The following is a 15,954-nucleotide window of genomic DNA, read 5'->3' as shown; positions in this document are numbered from 1 at the left end:
GTGCGCCCGATCTGCCGCAATGGCGGAACCCGGCGCCCCTCGCCCGGCAAGAACCGTAAAACCCAAACTACGGATAAGGCACCACAGATGGCTAAAGTCGCTTTCCTCGGTCTCGGCGTGATGGGCTTCCCCATGGCCGGACACCTCGTGAAAAAAGGGGGCCATGAGGTCACCGTCTACAACCGCACCGCGGCCAAGGCGAAGGAGTGGGCGGAAAAGTTCGGCGGCAAGACCGCGGCGACCCCGAAGGCTGCAGCCGAGGGCCAGGACTTCGTGATGTGCTGCGTCGGCAACGACAACGATCTGCGCGCGGTCACGATCGGTGCCGACGGCGCGTTTGCCGGCATGAAGAAGGGTGCGACCTTCGTCGACCACACCACCGCTTCCGCCGAGGTCGCGCGTGAGCTCGATGCGGCCGCCACCAAGGCCGGCTTCAAATTCATCGACGCCCCGGTCTCCGGCGGCCAGGCCGGCGCCGAGAACGGCGTGCTGACGGTGATGTGCGGCGGCGCGCAGGACGCCTATGCCGGCGCCGAGCCGATCATCACAGGCGCCTATGCGCGGATGTGCAAACTGCTCGGGCCCGCCGGCTCCGGCCAGCTGACCAAGATGGTCAATCAGATCTGCATCGCTGGCCTCGTCCAGGGCCTCTCCGAGGGCATTCACTTCGCCAAGAAAAGTGGCCTCGACGTCGCGGCCGTGATCGAAACCATCTCAAAGGGCGCCGCGCAGTCCTGGCAGATGGAGAACCGCTACAAGACCATGAACGAGGACAAATACGATTTCGGCTTCGCGGTCGAATGGATGCGCAAGGATCTCTCGATCTCGCTGGCCGAAGCCCGCCGCAACGGCGCCAATTTGCCCGTGACCGCGCTGGTCGACCAGTTCTACGCCGAGGTCGAGAAGATGGGCGGCAAGCGTTGGGATACCTCGAGCCTGCTCGCGCGCCTCAATCGCTGACCCCTGACGAAGTGATCCTGCCTTGCTGATCGCACTCGCCGCAATCTTCGTCCTCGCCTATGCGGCGATCGCGCTCGAGCATCCCATCGGGGTGAACAAGAGTGCGTCTGCGCTCCTCGGCGCGGGCGTGCTCTGGACAATCTACGCGCTCGCGACCGGCGACCACACGCTGGTCGGCCGTCAGCTAGATGAGTCCGTCGCTTCCACCGCGCAGATCGTGTTCTTCCTGATCGGCGCGATGACCATCGTCGAGGTCATCGACGCCCATGACGGTTTCGAAGTCATCACCTCCCGCATCAGCACGACCAGCCAGGTCCGTCTGATATGGCTGATTGGCTTCGTGACCTTCTTCCTCAGTGCGATTCTCGACAATCTGACCACCACCATCGTCATGATCTCGCTGATCCAGCGGCTGATCGCCAAGCGCGACGACCGGCTGCTGTTCGCCTCCCTCATCGTCATCGCCGCAAATGCCGGCGGCGCATGGACCGTGATCGGCGACGTCACCACGACCATGCTGTGGATCGGCGGACAGATCTCACCCCTGAAAATCATGGGCGGGGTGTTCCTGCCCTCCCTGCTCAACCTGCTGGTACCGCTCGCGTTCATCAGCTTTTCGCTCAAGGGCAAGACCATCGCACCGCCGCCGAAAGAGGACGGATTGCAGGGCGTCGATCCGTTCGAGCGGAACGTGATGTTCTATCTCGGGCTAGGCGTGCTGATCGCGGTGCCCGCCTTCAAGACGGTCACGCACCTGCCGCCCTTCATGGGCGTCCTGCTCGGGCTTGGCATCGTGTGGTTGGTCGGCGAGATCGTTCATCGCGACAAGGATGAGCATGTCCGCGGTCCGCTCACGCTCGCGAATGCGCTGACGCGGATCGACATGGGCTCGATCGTGTTCTTCCTCGGCATCTTGCTCGCGGTCGCCTGCCTCGAACATGCCGGCCTGCTCTCCATGCTGGCCAAATGGCTGGACACCGCGATCGGCCGCCAGGACATCATCGTGATCGTGCTCGGCCTGCTCAGCGCTGTCATCGACAACGTGCCGCTGGTCGCCGCGACCATGGGCATGTACGACCTGGCGCATTATCCGGCCGACAGCTTCCTCTGGGAGTTCATCGCCTATTGCGCCGGAACCGGCGGCTCGATCCTGATCATCGGCTCGGCCGCGGGCGTCGCCGCCATGGGGCTCGAGCGCATCGAGTTCCTCTGGTACGCCCGCCGCATCGCCGTTCCCGCGCTCGCCGGCTATCTGGCGGGCGCCGTGGTATACATCGCGCAGCACGCGGCGCTGCATTGAGCGGCTCACGCCGGATCCAAAATTAACGCCGGGTTAACGTAATTCTTTAGCTCCTTAAGTCACCTCTTAAGGATTTCTTGCCAGAGATAGACAATGCAGAAGGCCCGTCCCGCGCGGGCAGGAATTGTTGTTGTGCGATGAGTAAACCCGCTGAAAAGCCCGAGGTTGTGCAGCTTCCGGCCGAGCCGGTGAGCGTGCCGTCGGCGAGCCATCGCCGGGCTGCGGCACAGCGGGTGCGCGAGGCGCGCGACAAGTTAACGTCGACAAGTGGAACCCGCCCGGCTTTCGACGCCGAAATGCTGCGCCATTACGCCCAGACCCGGCTGTCGGCCTCCTATGTCGTGATGCTGCTTGTGGTCGCGACGGGCGTTCTGTTTGGGCTGTGGATGCAGCCGATCCCGGCCGCGGCCTGGACCGCCGGCATGCTTTGCATCCATGCCGCGATGATCCGCAGCTGTCACCGCTTCCTGGCCGAGCCCGCCTCGCCCGCGGCAACGCGCGCATGGCAGACGCGCTTCGTCGTGCTCGACCTGCTCTATGGCCTTTGCTGGATGGCGATCCTGATCCATCCCGTGCTCGATATGATCACGGAATCGCTGATGATGTTCCTGATGCTGCTGGTGATCGCAGTGTCGAGCATGCTGGCCGCCAATCTGCCGATCGCCGCCCTCGCCGCCACCGCGCCGGTCGCGGTCGCGATGGCGCTGAGCTTCGTGATGACCGGCTCGCTGGACAATTACATCCTGGCCGCGCTCGCCCTTGCCGCCGAAGGCTATTTCGTGCTGCTGGCGCATCGCCTGCACTCTTCGACCTTCGCCACGCTCGAGGCGCGCGCCGAGAAGGACGCGCTGATCGGCGAGCTCGAACAGGCCAAGGCGATCTCGGACGAGGCGCGCCACCGCGCCGAATCCGCCAATGTCGCCAAGTCGCGCTTTCTGGCGCAGATGAGCCACGAATTGCGGACACCGCTCAACGCGATCCTCGGGTTCTCCGAGGTGATGAAGAGCGAGATTTTCGGCGCGCATGCTGTTCCGGTCTACAAGGAGTACTCGGCCGACATCCACAATTCCGGCGTCCACCTGCTCAACCTCATCAACGAGATCCTCGATCTGTCGCGGATCGAGGCCGGCCGTTACGAGCTCAACGAGGAAGCGGTCTCGCTGGTCGGCATTGTCGCCGACTGCCATCATCTGATGAAGCTGCGCGCTTCGAGCCGTGGCATCACCATCCACGAGGTGTTCGAGCAGGCCATGCCGCGGCTCTGGGCCGACGAGCGCGCGATCCGCCAGGTCGTGCTCAATCTGCTCTCCAACTCGATCAAGTTCACTCCGCAAGGCGGCGAGATCTGGCTCAAGGCGGGCTGGACGGCCTCAGGCGGACAATATCTCTCGGTGAAGGATACCGGCTCCGGAATTCCCGAGGACGAGATCCCCGTCGTGCTGGCCTCGTTCGGCCAAGGCTCCAACTCGATCAAGTCGGCCGAACAGGGCGCCGGTCTCGGCCTGCCGATCGCCAAGAATCTGATCGACCTGCATGGCGGTACGTTCACGCTGAAATCGAAGCTGCGCATCGGCACCGAAGTGATCGTCACCTTCCCGCCCGAGCGCGTGATGAGCGCGCTGGCGCCGATGTCGGATGATTCTCCGCCGCTCCAACCCGAGAGTTCCGCGGTAGCGGACGAGAAGCGCCGGCCCCGTCGCAAGCCGATCATGAGCGCAGGTACGGGCTCGTAACGAGATGCTTGCAGACATGCCCGACCATCCGCCACTATGTCCGAATGAGCGAAGAAACGCCGTGCGTGGCCGTCTGCATGATCGATCCCAAGACCAGGCTGTGCTTCGGCTGTGGACGCACATTGCCGGAGATCGCGCGCTGGCACGCCATGGAGAGCGCGGAACGGCTCGCGGTCATGGCGCTGTTGCCGGCGCGCATGAATCAGGCTGGACTTGCGCCCATCGCGGGATCGCCGGAACGCACCTGACCGGTCGGCGCGCATCTGGAGATGCGCAATGATCCGCTTCCTGCTCGTTCTCGTCATGCTCGCCTGCACGGCCGGTGCCGTCGTCGCCTATGGCGATTCAGACCAGATCGCGCGCGCGAGCAGCAAGGTCTCGCATATCTTTCGCACGCAGACCGCAGCGCCCGCTCCCGCCGTGCAGATTCCGCGCGGCCAGGGCGGCGAATTCGCGTTGCGCGCGAAGATCAACGGCGTGGCCGCACCGATGGTCATCGACACCGGCGCGACTTCGGTGGTGCTGACCTGGGAAACCGCGAAAGCGATCGGGCTGCCGCTCGAGATGCTCGAATACGACGTCGATCTCGAAACCGCGGGCGGTCACACCAAGGCAGCCCGCCTCACGATCGACCGCCTCTCGGTCGGCCACCTCGTCGAGAAATCGGTGCCGGCCCTCGTCGTGCAGCGCGGGCAGATGAAGACCAACCTGCTCGGCATGAGCTTCCTGGACCGACTGGAGAGCTGGGGCGTGCGCTCCGACAAGCTGATGCTCACCGGTTATCCGGAGCTACAGACCAGTCACCGCCGCTCGCGCCTGGCAGTCGACTAGACTTTTGCAATCCGGCTGCCTCCGGCTAGGCCGCCGCCTCTGCCGGCGCGCGGGCACCGACACGCGCAATCGCATCGCGCAGCACCTCGAGGCCGGCGCCGGGCTTCACCCCCTGCTCGGCAAGATGGCGGCGGAAGGCGCGCGCACCGGGCACGGCGTGGAATGCGCCGACGAAATGCCTCGTCATGGAGTGCAGCCGCGTGCCGCGCGCGAGCTGCTGTTCGATGTAAGGCATCATCGCCTCGAGGGCATCCTGCATCGAGGCATGCGGCGCCGCGTCGCCGAAAATGTCGGTATCGACCGAGAGCAGCCGCCACGGCTCCTGATAGGCGGCCCGTCCGAGCATCGCACCATCAACGTGATCGAGATGTGCTCTTGCCTCGTCGATGCCGGGGATGCCACCGTTGATGATGACAGGCACATCGGCCATCGCGCGCTTGAGGCGATAGACGCGCTCATAGTCGAGCGGCGGGATGTCGCGATTCTCCTTCGGTGACAAACCGCTAAGCCATGCTTTCCGGGCATGCACGATCAGCGCATCGCAGCCGGAGGCGACGACCGCGCGCGCAAGGTTGTCGAGCGCGACTTCCGGATCCTGGTCGTCGATGCCGATGCGGCACTTCACGGTGACGGGCACGGCAACCGCACCCTTCATCGCCTCGACGCACCTTGCGACGAGATCAGGCTCTGCCATGAGGCAAGCGCCGAAACGGCCGTCCTTCACGCGATCGGAGGGGCAGCCGACGTTGAGGTTGATCTCGTCATAACCGAACTCCTCGCCGATCCGCGCCGCCAGCGCCAGCTCGCGCGGACTCGACCCGCCGAGCTGAAGCGCGACCGGGTGCTCGACCACGTCGAAGCCAAGCAGCCGCTGCCGGTCTCCATGAATGATGGCACCCGTCATCAGCATCTCCGTATAGAGCAGCGCCCGCTTCGTCAGGTGACGGTGGAACACCCGGCAATGCCGGTCGGTCCAGTCCATCATGGGTGCAACGGAAAATCGGTAATCTCGTGACTTCAATGAATTATCTCTTGAGCCAGCAGGCGCATCCTGACTATTGGAAAGCGGTTCGCTCCTATCTTTCGCTTGAACGGGCCTTCAATTCAATTGAAATAAACATCAGGGCTGAGAAGAGAAAACCCCCCAGTTCAAAAATGGTAAGCCGAGAGGAGTCGGAGTCCAGCGTCCGCACAGCTGGTCCAAGCCTTCAACAAAGGATGAGCATCCAGCCTATATCGGGCTAGCCGGCACAAACCCGCGGACCAAAATCCCGAAGTGAGAAGTCCGGCTGGAAAACCTCAACTGGAGCACGCCCGTACAGAGTGGTAGGCGCGGCCTAAATAGATCAGGTTTTCCGTCAAGCCAGATCTCTGGAGCGCTACAACGCGGCAGAACAAGACATCGTGCGTGCCGACCGTGGTGACATTCGCAATCTGGCAGTCGAAGGCAACCGCGCAGTCGCTGAGAACGGGTGCACCCGTCTCGAGCGTCGACCACACCGCCGCAGCGAACCGTTCCGCGATGGGAACCTTGCCGCCAAATAGCCGTGACAGTGGCTCTTGCTGAGCTGACAGCACATTGACACAAACCAATTTGTTGCCGGCCACGCTTGCATACGCCGAGGATGTACGATTCATGCACACCAGAAGCGTCGGCGGATCGTCGGTCACACTACAGACGGCGGACGCAGTGAAGCCTGCGCGACCTGCGGCCCATCGGTCGTGATAATGCTGACCGCGGCGCCGAGACCTGCCATCGCATCGCGATAGTCCTCTGAGGCAATTTCCGTCATCCCCCCACCTCACCTCCCGCGGCGAAAGACCGGGTGGTGAATGCAACTTCTCGCAACACCTGCGCCAGGACGGACGCGCCGGCGACGACATCAGCCGGCTCGGCCCATTCGTGCTCCACATGGCTCGCACCGTCCCGGCAAGGAATGAAGATCATCGCCGCCGGACAGACTTTGGCCAAATGGCGCGCGTCGTGACCGGCGGCCGACAGGATGCTCATGGCCGGAAACTCCTGGTCGCGCGCGGCCTGCGCGATCAACTCGCGCAAGCGCGGATCGAACGCGTTCGAAGGCGCGTCGACCAGCGGCGTCACCGTCACCAGGCACGGCGGTGCATGCTGGCCGCACAGCGCGGTGATGCGCGCACCCGCCGCGTCCAGCACGGAATTGTCCGGATGGCGCAGATCGATGCTGAAGCTGACGCGTGACGGCACCACAGAAGGCGCGTTGGGCTGAACGGAGAGGCGGCCAATCGTGAACTTGATGTCGGCGTCGATGGTGCCAATCTCACCATGAAGCGCTGTTGCGATGCGCGCGAAGGCCCCGAGCGCATCCCGTCTCTCCTGCTGCGCAAGCGTTCCTGCGTGTCCCTCCGCACCCTCGACGACCACCTGAAAGGTCTTCTTGCCCTGGATGCCGGTGACGACGCCGATCGTGCAGGCGGCCGCCTCCAGCACCGGTCCCTGCTCGATGTGCAGTTCGAGATAGCTCTCGGCGGCGAAGCCGAGCGGCCGGTGTGGCAGATCGGGAAAAGCCTGATGGAGCCGATCGAGCGCTTCGCCAACGCTGACGCCGCCTGTATCACGCGCGGCGCGAATCGCCGCCATGTCACGCTCGCCCGTAAAAGTCTCCGAACCCATCATGCCCGGCGCGAAACGCGAGCCCTCCTCGTTCATCCAGGCAACAACGATGACGTCGCGCGTCGGCGTGTCGCCTTGTTCAGCCAACGAGATCGTCGCCTCGAGCGCCGCCATGACGCCGGCCGCCCCGTCGAATTTCCCTCCGGTCGGCTGGCTGTCGAGATGGCTGCCGAGCAGGAGCGGCGGCGCGGCACGGTCGCGCCCGGCCAGCGTCAGAAACAGATTTCCCGCGGCATCCGTCGACGGCGTCAAACCCGCTTCTAACCCCCAGCCGATAACGCGACGCCATGCCGCAATCTCGCCGTCGCTCAATGCCTGACGGTTGACGCCGCCCGCGGGCGTTGCCCCGATCTCGGCAAGCGCCATCAAACGGGTCCAGAGCCGATCGGCGTCGATCAGAGGTCGGGTCGTCATCGATTCCCTACTTCGTGCGCATGATCTGGCCCGGCAGCGCGCGCGGATCGCGCGGGAGCCAGCGTCCGGCCTCGACCTGGGCGATGAACTCGGCGAGCAGCGCGTTAAACGCCGCCGGCTCTTCGAGGTTGAGGGTGTGGCCGGTCTTGGGGAAGACCGAGAGCCCGCAGGCCGGAATGGTCTTCTTCAGGAAGATGCCTGGCTGGAGACAGTGATCATCTTCGTCTCCGACAACCACCAGCGTGGGCACCATCATTGTCTTCAGGCCGTCTTCAAGGTCGTAGAACGACGGTCGCCGCGCCTGGACGCCGCGCATGGTGTTGGCGGCGCCGCGATCGGAATGGGTGGCAAGGCGATCGGCAAATTCCTGCCAGCCGCGCGGATCCTTGTTCTGGAACTGCACCCGGCTCGCGCCGAGCGCGTAGACCGAGGAGAATTCCTTTGCGCCCTGCTTCTCGAAATTGTCGGCGACTTCGAGCGAGACACCGCGAAAATACTCCTCAAACTCCTTTTCACAGCCGTAGCCGGCGCCCGCCACCGTGAGCGACAAAGCGCGCTCCGGCGTGCGCAGACCGAAATGCACCGTGCAGAAGCCGCCCATGGAGAGACCGACGATGTGCGCCTTCTCGAGCTTGAGCGCATCGAGCACGGCGACAGCGTCGTCAGCGGCGATCGCCTGCGAATAGGCCTCCACGCTGTCAGGCACATCCGAGGGCGGATAGCCACGCGCGGCGTAGCTGATGCAGCGATGGCGGCGGCTGAAATAGCGCAACTGCGGCTCCCAGCTTTCGTGATTGCCGCCGAATTCATGGATGAAGAGGATCGGCGTGCCCTCACCCGTTTCTTCCACGTAGAGTTTCACGCCGTCCTTCGCTGTGATCATCGTCATCGGAATCGTCCCTAGAATTGCGGCGGCAGGTCGTTGAGCGTGCGCGCCTGCGCGACCATCTCCGGCAGCAGCGTGCAGAACTTCTCGGCCCAGGCCTGCGGCACCGAGGTGCTGATCTTGACGAAACGGTCGCCGAAGCGCTGAGTGTGGTAGGTGCCCTGCCGGATCATGATGCCCTGCCGGCGATAGCACTCGACCAGCGCCTCAGGACGGATGCCTGCCGCGATGGTCTCCAGCACCAGAAAGTTTCCGTGCGAGGGCATGATCGGCAGCGCCAATCCCTCGATCGCGGCAGCCGCCTCCTGGATCATCGTCTTGTTGGCCCGGTCGGTGCTGCGGACCTTCTTCATCCATTCGGTCTTGACCGACAGCCCCGCCTGCGCCGCGCGCTGGGCGATGACGCTCGCGCCGAGCACGCTCGTGGAGGTCTGCGCGAACTCCTCGAACAGATCAGGTGCGGCAACGAGAGCGCCGATCCGCAGACCTGCGAGCCCAAGCCATTTCGAAAAGCTGGTCGAGACCACCGAGCCCTTGGGAGCCACGTGAAGCGCCGGCGTGTGACCATCGGCGAAGTCGCGATAGGTGCAGTCGTGCACCAGTAGTGCGCCGCAATCGCGCGCGATCGCGGCAAAGCTCTCGATCTCTTCGCGGGTGTAGCGAATGCCGAGCGGATTGTTGGGATCGACGAGATAGATGATCGCGGTGCGCTCGTCGACATTCGCCTTCAGCGCCTCCGGTGTCAGGCGATAATTGCAGGCCGGATCGTAGATCGGAATCTCGATCACCTCGGCGCCCTGCTGGCGCGCGAACAGGCACGGCCATTTCCAGGTCGGATCGGTCGTCACCAGCGTTGTGCCCGGCTTGCAGCGCGCGCGGCAGATCATCGCCAGCGCGTTGACGCCGCCCTCGGTCACCAGCGCTTCTGCGCCGGGCACGCCGAGATCGGCGACGATCGCGGCGCGCAGCGCCTCAAAGCCGAGCGGCGGGGCATAGGCGTTGAACTCGCCCGCCTCGATCGAGCGCAGCATCGCCTCGCGCACGGCGGGATGGCTCTCGATATGGTTGGTGTTCTGACCGAGCCAGAAGAGTCCCGGCGTCGCTGAGAGCTCGTCGAAATAGCGGTTGCGGACCAGCGCCGCGGATTGAGGCTTCGACATCAATGCCTCAGATCACCGAGCCGCGCGCGGCAATGCCGCCATCGATCGTCACCACCGTGCCGGTGATGTAGCCGGACCTCGGCGAAGACAGGAAGGCGACGAGATCGGCGACTTCCTCCGAGGTCGCGGGCCGCTTGCCCGGATATTTGTCGAACAGTTCCTCCCAGCGGCTCTCGTCGCCGAGCATGTCGATCGCCTTGCGCTTCATGATCTTGAGCATCCGGTCGGTGGCCACCGGGCCAGGATTGACCGCGACCACGCGGACACCGTGATCGAGGCTGCGGCCACCGAGCGCCTTGGTAAAGGACATCAGCGCCGCGTTGCCGGTCGAACCCGCGATGTAGCTCGCGTCCCAGTTCTCACCGGAATTGCCGATGATGTTGATGATGACGCCGTCCTTGCCCTTCATGCGCGGATAATAGAGACGCGACAGCGTGATGTAGCCGAACACCTTAAGATCGAAGCCGCGCCGCCAGGCCGCGTCGTCGAGGATTTCCAGCGAACCCGCCGGAATGTCGCCGGCATTGTTGATGAGGATGTCGATATCGCCGACTTCGGCAGCGAGCTTTTCCATCGCAACCGTGCTCGACAGGTCGAGCGCATGGATCGTGATCTTCACGCCATGGCGCGCTTCGAGCTGCTTCTTGGCCTCGAGCATCGCCTCGCCATTGCGGGCGGCCAGATGCAGATGGCACCCCTCCCCGGCGAAGAGCTCGGCCACGGCAAGTCCAATTCCTTTCGACGCGCCGGTGATCAGGGCGGTCTTGTTCGTCAGCTTCAGGTCCACTCCGGGTCTCCAGGATGCAAGCTAGATATACAAGGTCTAGCAATTTGCATACCAAGCGACATCGGGGGGTCATTCGAAGGCGGCAAGGAAGTCCAGCAGGTTGTCGCCGAGCAGGTTGACGTGGTCGCGCATCGCGCTGTGCGCCCGCTCCGGATCATGGGCCAGGATCGCCTGCATGATCGCCTCGTGCTCGCGAACGGTGTCGGCGATCCGGTTCGGCATCCGCGTCACCCGGCGGCGATACGCAGCCACCTGGTTGCGCAGCTTGCGGGTCTGGTCGGCGAGGAAAGTGTTGCGCGAGGCCTCGTAGATCGCCTCGTGGAATTCCTGGTTGATGTCGTAGAAAACGTCGATGTCACCGGTTTCGCCTGCTGCCACAAGCCGCTGGTGAATCTCGCCAATTTCAGTCCCCCAGGCCTGGGAGACACGCCGGGCGGCGAGCCTTGCGCAAAGCCCCTCCAACTCCGCCATAACCTGGAACATCTCGATCAGCGCCTGGGCCTTGATGCTGCGGACGGTCGCGCCCTGCCGGCCGCGCAGCTCGACCAGATTGTTGGCGGCCATCAGGCGGAACGCCTCCCGCACCGGCGTACGCGAGACGCCGAAGCGCTGGGCGATCTCCTGCTCATCGAGCCGGCTGCCCGGCTCGAGGTGCCCCGCCGCAATCGCCCCTTCGAGCTTCTGGCGCAGGCTTTCGGCGAGCGTCATGCCGGGGCTCGGCGCTAGGGACTCCTGCCCGTTTTTCACGCGCCTGCCTCCGACATGTGCACCAATATCGACCATTATGTTTCTCCGACAAAGATATAAGTATACAACAAAGCACCCATCTTCCAGAGAAACGACCGATTTTGTCTCGGAGGCGCACGCGACTCCGACCTATTCCCCGTCGGTCTCGCAAATCTTATGCCTGATTTGGCCAGAAATCGCGCTGGCACACGAGTTGCTAAGAGATTTCGACGCGGTCCGCTTTCGTATGCGAATGGCCGCCGCCATTATACAAGGACATCCCGGTGCAGGCTGCCCGCCTCCCCCATCCCGGACCGGCCATTGAAGCCCCGCAGGCCCACCCGAAGCCTGAGCCGCTGCTCGAACTGCGCGCGATCAACAAGACCTTCGGCTCCGTCGCGGCGCTGTCGGGACTTGAGGCGAGCGTCGCCCCCGGCGAGTTCGTCACCGTCGTCGGCCCCAGCGGCTGCGGCAAGAGCACTCTCTTCAATATCGTCGCGGGCCTCGAAGAGCCTGATGCCGGCGGCATCCTGCGCTTCGAAGGCAAGAGCTGCCATGCCGCCGACCTGCTCGGCCGCGTCACCTTCATGCCGCAACGCGATTTGCTGTTTCCCTGGCGCAATGTGGTGGACAACGCCATCCTCGCGCTCGAGGTCGAGGGCATGCCGCGCGACCAAGCGCGCGCCAAGGCGTTGAAGATGCTGCCCGAGTTCGGACTGGCCGGTTTCGAGAAGCAGTATCCCAATCAATTGTCGGGCGGCATGCGCCAGCGCGTCGCCTTGATGCGCACCTTCTTGTTCGAACGCGACCTGATGCTGCTCGACGAGCCGTTCGGCGCGCTCGACGCGCTGACGCGGGCGATGATGCAGCGCTGGCTGCTCGATGTCTGGCAGAAATACCGCCGCACCATCCTCTTCATCACCCATGACGTCGACGAAGCCATCTTCCTCGGCGACCGCGTGCTGGTCATGACGGCGCGTCCCGGCTCGGTGAAGCTAGAACAAACCGTCGATCTCCCGCGCCCGCGCCGGCCCGAGATCGTCACCTCCCCCGAATTCGTGCGCCTCAAGCGCACGCTGCTCGACGCGATCGAGGAGGAGAGCATGAAGTCGTTCCAATCCTCCATCGTGCAGGAGAAGACACAGTGAACGCGATATCAGCAAGGGAGTCCGCGCCGCACGGGATCGAACCGGCGGAGTGGGATGCCCGCATCAAGCTTGCAGCCTGCTATCGCATGGTCGCCAAGCTCGGCATGGACGACCTGATCTACAATCACATTTCTTTGCGCGTTCCCGGCCACGAGGATCAGTTCCTCATTAATCCCTACGGGTTGCTGTTCGACGAGATCACGGCGTCGAGCCTGGTGAAGATCGACACCAAGGGCAACAAGCTCGACGACTCGCCGCAGGCCGTCAACGTCGCGGCCTTCGTCATCCATGCGGCGATCCACACCTCGAACCACGACGCGGCCTGCGTTCTGCATACCCATTCCGATGCCAGCGTCGCGGTGTCCGGACAGGAGAAGGGCCTGCTGCCGCTCAGCCAGTTCGCGATGCGCTTCTACGACCGTCAGGCGTTCCACGATTACGAAGGCGTCGCCATCGACCTCGACGAGCAGGTCCGCCTGGTGCGCGATCTCGGCCCGCACAAGGTGATGCTGATGCGCAACCACGGCATCCTCACCGTCGGCCGGACGTCGGGCGAGGCCTTCATGCTGCTGTATTATTTCGAGCGCGCCGCACGGATCCAGCTCCAGATGCAGGCGGCGGCCGCAGCCGGTGCCAAGCTGGTGATGCCGCCGCACGAGGTCTGCGAAAAGGCCGCCCGTCAGTTCTGGGAATTGCAGGGCGATATCCTCGTGCCCGGCGAACGCGAATGGCCGGCGCTGATGCGCCAGCTCGACCGCACCGATCCATCCTATCGCAATTGATTTTCACCGTCTGGAGTATGACCATGTTGAGCCGTCGCCGCGCCTTCTCCGTCCTCTCCGCCATCGCACTGGCGACCGGCCCGCTCGTCACGGTCGCACCCGCAGCCGAGTTGCAGAAGGCAAGCCTGCGTCTGAAATGGCTGCCGCAAGCTCAGTTCGCCGGCTTCTACGTCGCGGCCGCCAAGGGCTACTACAAGGCCGAGGGCATCGACCTCACCATCAATCCCGGCGGGCCCAATCTGCTCACCGAAAACCTGGTCGCAACCGGCGCCGACACGTTCGGCTTGTCCGGCGGCACCGACAGCGTGTTCGCGGCGCGCGACAAGGGACTGCCGATCGTCTGCATCGGCGTGTCGCACCAGATCACCCCCTTCATCTTCGTCACCCGCAAGGACGGGCCGGTGAAGACGATCCAGGATTTCAAAGGCAAGACCGTCACCACCTGGTTCACCGGCGCCAACCATGTGCTGAACGGCATGCTGGCCAAGGAAGGCATCAAGCCGGATGAACTCAAGATCCAGCCGCAGCAGGTCTCGGTGACACCCTTCGTCGACGGCAACGTCGACGTGATCACGGCGACCTATTACAACGAGTTCTACACCATCCAGTCGCGCATGCCGAAGGACAGTTTGAAGACCTTCGTCGCCGAGGATTACGGCATCACCTTCCCGCGCGACACGCTGATCGTGGCCGAAGCGACCGCCAAGGAGAAGCCGGAACTCATCAAGGCGTTCCTTCGCGCGTCACTGAAGGGCTGGAAGGATGCATTCTCCGATCCTAAGGGCGCCGTCGACACCGTGATGGCCGCAGCCCCGACACTCGACCGCGCCCAGCAGGAATTCATGCTCACCGAGGTCAAGCGTCTGATGACCGCCGGCGCGGCGGCGAAGAACGGCGTGTTCTGGATCGACGCCGACGCGGTGAAGACCGCCCACGACTTCTTCCTGAAGTACGGCGTGATCTCCAAGCCGGTCGATCTCGCTGCGGCCTATGACGCGAGCTTCATCCAGAGCATTGCGACAACATCGCTTGGTGACGGCCGCGCGGCTGCGCGGTCGATCACGATGCCGGATTCGCTGCGCAAGCTGATCCGGCTCCTGCTCGGCCTCGCCATCGCCGCGGTGGTCTGGGAAGGCGCGGTGCTGCTGTTCGGCATCCGGCCCTATTATCTACCGCGCCTCAGCACGATCCTGCTGGCTATAGCGGCCACGCCGCGCGCCTATGTCGACGGCTTCCTGCGCACGCTTGCCGAGACGCTGATCGGCTTTGCGTCCGGCGGCGCGTTCGGCGTGCTCATGGGCGTCGTGTTCTTCCGCGTCCGCGCGCTGCGCGAAATGATCTTTCCGATCTTCGTGGTGTCGCAGACCATTCCGGTCATCGCCTTCGGCGCGCTGGTGGTGCTGTGGTTCGGCAATACGCTGCTCGCCAAGGCGATCATCGCGTTTTATCTGACCTTCTTCCCGGTGACGGTGAACACACTGCTCGGCCTGGAAACCGTCGATCCTAAGCAGGTCGACCTGATGCGCAGCTTCGGCGCCTCCAACCGCCAACTCCTGCTCCGCTTGCAGCTTCCGACCGCGCTGCCGCAGATCTTCGTGGCGCTGCGACTTGCAGCATCGCTGAGCCTCGTCGGTGCCATCGTCGGCGAATGGTTCGGCGACACCACCGGTCTCGGGGTGCTGCTGCTCCAGGCCATGTTCACCGAGAACGTCGTTGCGATCTGGGCCGCCCTGCTGGCTGCGGCCCTGCTCGGCACCGGCTTCTATGCGGTGGTCGCTGCGGTCGAGCGGCGGCTCGTGTTCTGGAACGCCGAGCAATGAGCCGCGCGCTAGCCTCCCCCTCGCTCGCCGTCCAGCGCGGCATCCTGGGCGCCGTCCTCCTGATCGCGTGCTGGGAAGGTGCGGCGCGCGGACTGCATCTGCCCGCTTATGTTCTTCCCGCGGTCAGTGACATCCTCGTCGGCCTATGGTCGAAACGTGCAACGCTCATTGACGCCGCCGGCTACACCCTGCTTGAAGCACTGGTGGGCTACGGACTCGGCTGCCTGATCGGTATCGGGCTCGCCGTCGCCATCGCACTGGTGCCGGCGTTGCGTAGCGCGATCCTGCCGCTCGCCACCGCGATCAATTCGGTGCCCGTGGTCGGCTATTCGCCGCTGATCCTGCTCTGGTTCGGCATCGGTGTCAGCTCGAAGATCGTGATGGTAGCAATGGCGGTGAGCTTCACCGTCCTGCTGTCGATGCTGGCAGGACTCGACCGGGTCGATCGCCGCGCCGTCGATCTCATGAAGAGTTTTGGCGCCAGCCGCTTCGGCGTGCTGTGGCGCCTGCGGCTGCCGACCGCGCTGCCGCTACTGCTCGCCGGCATGCGCGTCTCCACGGTGCGCAGCGTGATCGTAGCGATCGTCACCGAAATGCTCGGCGCCCAGGGCGGTCTCGGCTGGGTGATCTACCAGGCCGTGCTTCAGATCGACTTCGTCCAGGTGTGGTCGGCGATCTTCGTCGCCTCCGCGGCGAGCCTCGCTTTCTTCGGCCTGATCGGCTTCCTCGAACGCAAGCTCCTGTTCTGGACATGATG

Annotated in this window: 15 protein-coding genes and 1 pseudogene; 9 read left to right on the top strand and 7 right to left on the bottom strand. The window is 64.2% G+C overall.

The window, feature by feature from the left end; all coding sequences use genetic code 11:
* Positions 1-87: 87 nt before the first annotated feature.
* The 5 genes from C7G41_RS13225 (at position 88) to C7G41_RS13205 (ending at position 4,824) form a co-directional block, all read left to right on the top strand.
* Entirely contained in the window at positions 88-960 is an 873-nt protein-coding gene (locus C7G41_RS13225; RefSeq protein WP_106943014.1) for an NAD(P)-dependent oxidoreductase, read from the top strand.
* Between the two features lie 22 nt (positions 961-982).
* Complete coding sequence (nhaD, locus tag C7G41_RS13220) at positions 983-2,260, top strand: sodium:proton antiporter NhaD (protein ID WP_106943013.1); 1,278 nt, start codon at positions 983-985, stop codon at positions 2,258-2,260.
* A 137-nt stretch (positions 2,261-2,397) separates the two neighbouring features.
* On the top strand, positions 2,398-3,993 hold the full coding sequence (locus C7G41_RS13215; protein ID WP_106943012.1) for a HAMP domain-containing sensor histidine kinase: 1,596 nt from the start codon (positions 2,398-2,400) through the stop codon (positions 3,991-3,993).
* A gap of 44 nt (positions 3,994-4,037) precedes the next feature.
* Positions 4,038-4,241, top strand: a complete 204-nt coding sequence (locus C7G41_RS13210) for a DUF1289 domain-containing protein (RefSeq protein WP_106943011.1) — start codon at positions 4,038-4,040, stop codon at positions 4,239-4,241.
* 28 nt (positions 4,242-4,269) lie between these two features.
* Positions 4,270-4,824, top strand: a complete 555-nt coding sequence (locus C7G41_RS13205) for a TIGR02281 family clan AA aspartic protease (RefSeq protein WP_106943010.1) — start codon at positions 4,270-4,272, stop codon at positions 4,822-4,824.
* Positions 4,825-4,849: 25 nt separating this feature from the next.
* Here C7G41_RS13205 and dusA read toward each other — a convergent pair whose 3' ends face one another.
* From dusA to C7G41_RS13170, 7 genes and pseudogenes are all read right to left on the bottom strand, one after another.
* The gene (gene dusA / locus C7G41_RS13200) at positions 4,850-5,845 is read right to left on the bottom strand and encodes a tRNA dihydrouridine(20/20a) synthase DusA (protein WP_106943009.1); all 996 of its coding nucleotides are present in this window, start codon (positions 5,843-5,845) and stop codon (positions 4,850-4,852) included.
* A gap of 278 nt (positions 5,846-6,123) precedes the next feature.
* Positions 6,124-6,617: pseudogene (locus C7G41_RS13195) on the bottom strand (flavin reductase).
* Complete coding sequence (locus C7G41_RS13190; protein ID WP_106943008.1) at positions 6,614-7,888, bottom strand: Zn-dependent hydrolase; 1,275 nt, start codon at positions 7,886-7,888, stop codon at positions 6,614-6,616. Before C7G41_RS13190 ends, C7G41_RS13195 begins: the two are co-directional and overlap by 4 nt.
* 7 nt (positions 7,889-7,895) lie before the next feature.
* On the bottom strand, positions 7,896-8,777 hold the full coding sequence (locus C7G41_RS13185) for an alpha/beta fold hydrolase (protein ID WP_199198350.1): 882 nt from the start codon (positions 8,775-8,777) through the stop codon (positions 7,896-7,898).
* An 11-nt stretch (positions 8,778-8,788) separates the two neighbouring features.
* On the bottom strand, positions 8,789-9,934 hold the full coding sequence (locus C7G41_RS13180; RefSeq protein ID WP_106943007.1) for a pyridoxal phosphate-dependent aminotransferase: 1,146 nt from the start codon (positions 9,932-9,934) through the stop codon (positions 8,789-8,791).
* A 7-nt stretch (positions 9,935-9,941) separates the two neighbouring features.
* On the bottom strand, positions 9,942-10,721 hold the full coding sequence (locus tag C7G41_RS13175) for an SDR family oxidoreductase (RefSeq protein ID WP_106943006.1): 780 nt from the start codon (positions 10,719-10,721) through the stop codon (positions 9,942-9,944).
* 69 nt (positions 10,722-10,790) lie between these two features.
* Positions 10,791-11,429, bottom strand: a complete 639-nt coding sequence (locus C7G41_RS13170; RefSeq protein WP_199198349.1) for a GntR family transcriptional regulator — start codon at positions 11,427-11,429, stop codon at positions 10,791-10,793.
* A gap of 302 nt (positions 11,430-11,731) precedes the next feature.
* Here C7G41_RS13170 and C7G41_RS13165 point away from each other — a divergent pair, with 302 nt between their 5' ends.
* The 4 genes from C7G41_RS13165 to C7G41_RS13150 are packed head-to-tail and all read left to right on the top strand — an operon-like array spanning position 11,732 to position 15,952.
* Positions 11,732-12,595 carry an ABC transporter ATP-binding protein gene (locus C7G41_RS13165; RefSeq protein WP_106943005.1) on the top strand — a complete coding sequence of 288 codons (864 nt, stop codon included), beginning with the start codon at positions 11,732-11,734 and terminating at the stop codon, positions 12,593-12,595.
* The gene (locus C7G41_RS13160; protein WP_106943004.1) at positions 12,592-13,377 is read left to right on the top strand and encodes a class II aldolase/adducin family protein; all 786 of its coding nucleotides are present in this window, start codon (positions 12,592-12,594) and stop codon (positions 13,375-13,377) included. The genes C7G41_RS13165 and C7G41_RS13160 overlap by 4 nt, the downstream gene beginning before the upstream one ends.
* A gap of 23 nt (positions 13,378-13,400) precedes the next feature.
* Positions 13,401-15,197: an ABC transporter substrate-binding protein gene (locus C7G41_RS38270; protein WP_106943631.1), complete on the top strand. Its 1,797-nt coding sequence runs from the start codon at positions 13,401-13,403 to the stop codon at positions 15,195-15,197.
* Entirely contained in the window at positions 15,194-15,952 is a 759-nt protein-coding gene (locus tag C7G41_RS13150; RefSeq protein ID WP_106943003.1) for an ABC transporter permease, read from the top strand. Before C7G41_RS38270 ends, C7G41_RS13150 begins: the two co-directional genes overlap by 4 nt.
* The last annotated feature ends 2 nt before the right edge of the window (positions 15,953-15,954 follow it).

Origin of the sequence: Bradyrhizobium sp. MOS002 (genome assembly GCF_003020115.1) — a bacterium.
In the GTDB taxonomy this organism is placed as follows: domain Bacteria; phylum Pseudomonadota; class Alphaproteobacteria; order Rhizobiales; family Xanthobacteraceae; genus Bradyrhizobium.
This window is presented reverse-complemented; position numbering and strand designations above follow the sequence as displayed.

Coding starts and splice junctions, on each gene's coding strand:
- C7G41_RS13190 (WP_106943008.1), bottom strand. CDS start 7,888: ATGACGACCCGACCTCTGATCGACGCCGATCGGCTCTGGACCCGTTTG.
- C7G41_RS13225 (WP_106943014.1), top strand. CDS start 88: ATGGCTAAAGTCGCTTTCCTCGGTCTCGGCGTGATGGGCTTCCCCATG.
- C7G41_RS13150 (WP_106943003.1), top strand. CDS start 15,194: ATGAGCCGCGCGCTAGCCTCCCCCTCGCTCGCCGTCCAGCGCGGCATC.
- C7G41_RS13170 (WP_199198349.1), bottom strand. CDS start 11,429: ATGACGCTCGCCGAAAGCCTGCGCCAGAAGCTCGAAGGGGCGATTGCG.
- C7G41_RS13185 (WP_199198350.1), bottom strand. CDS start 8,777: ATGACGATGATCACAGCGAAGGACGGCGTGAAACTCTACGTGGAAGAA.
- C7G41_RS13215 (WP_106943012.1), top strand. CDS start 2,398: ATGAGTAAACCCGCTGAAAAGCCCGAGGTTGTGCAGCTTCCGGCCGAG.
- C7G41_RS13205 (WP_106943010.1), top strand. CDS start 4,270: ATGATCCGCTTCCTGCTCGTTCTCGTCATGCTCGCCTGCACGGCCGGT.
- C7G41_RS38270 (WP_106943631.1), top strand. CDS start 13,401: ATGTTGAGCCGTCGCCGCGCCTTCTCCGTCCTCTCCGCCATCGCACTG.
- C7G41_RS13180 (WP_106943007.1), bottom strand. CDS start 9,934: ATGTCGAAGCCTCAATCCGCGGCGCTGGTCCGCAACCGCTATTTCGAC.
- C7G41_RS13210 (WP_106943011.1), top strand. CDS start 4,038: ATGAGCGAAGAAACGCCGTGCGTGGCCGTCTGCATGATCGATCCCAAG.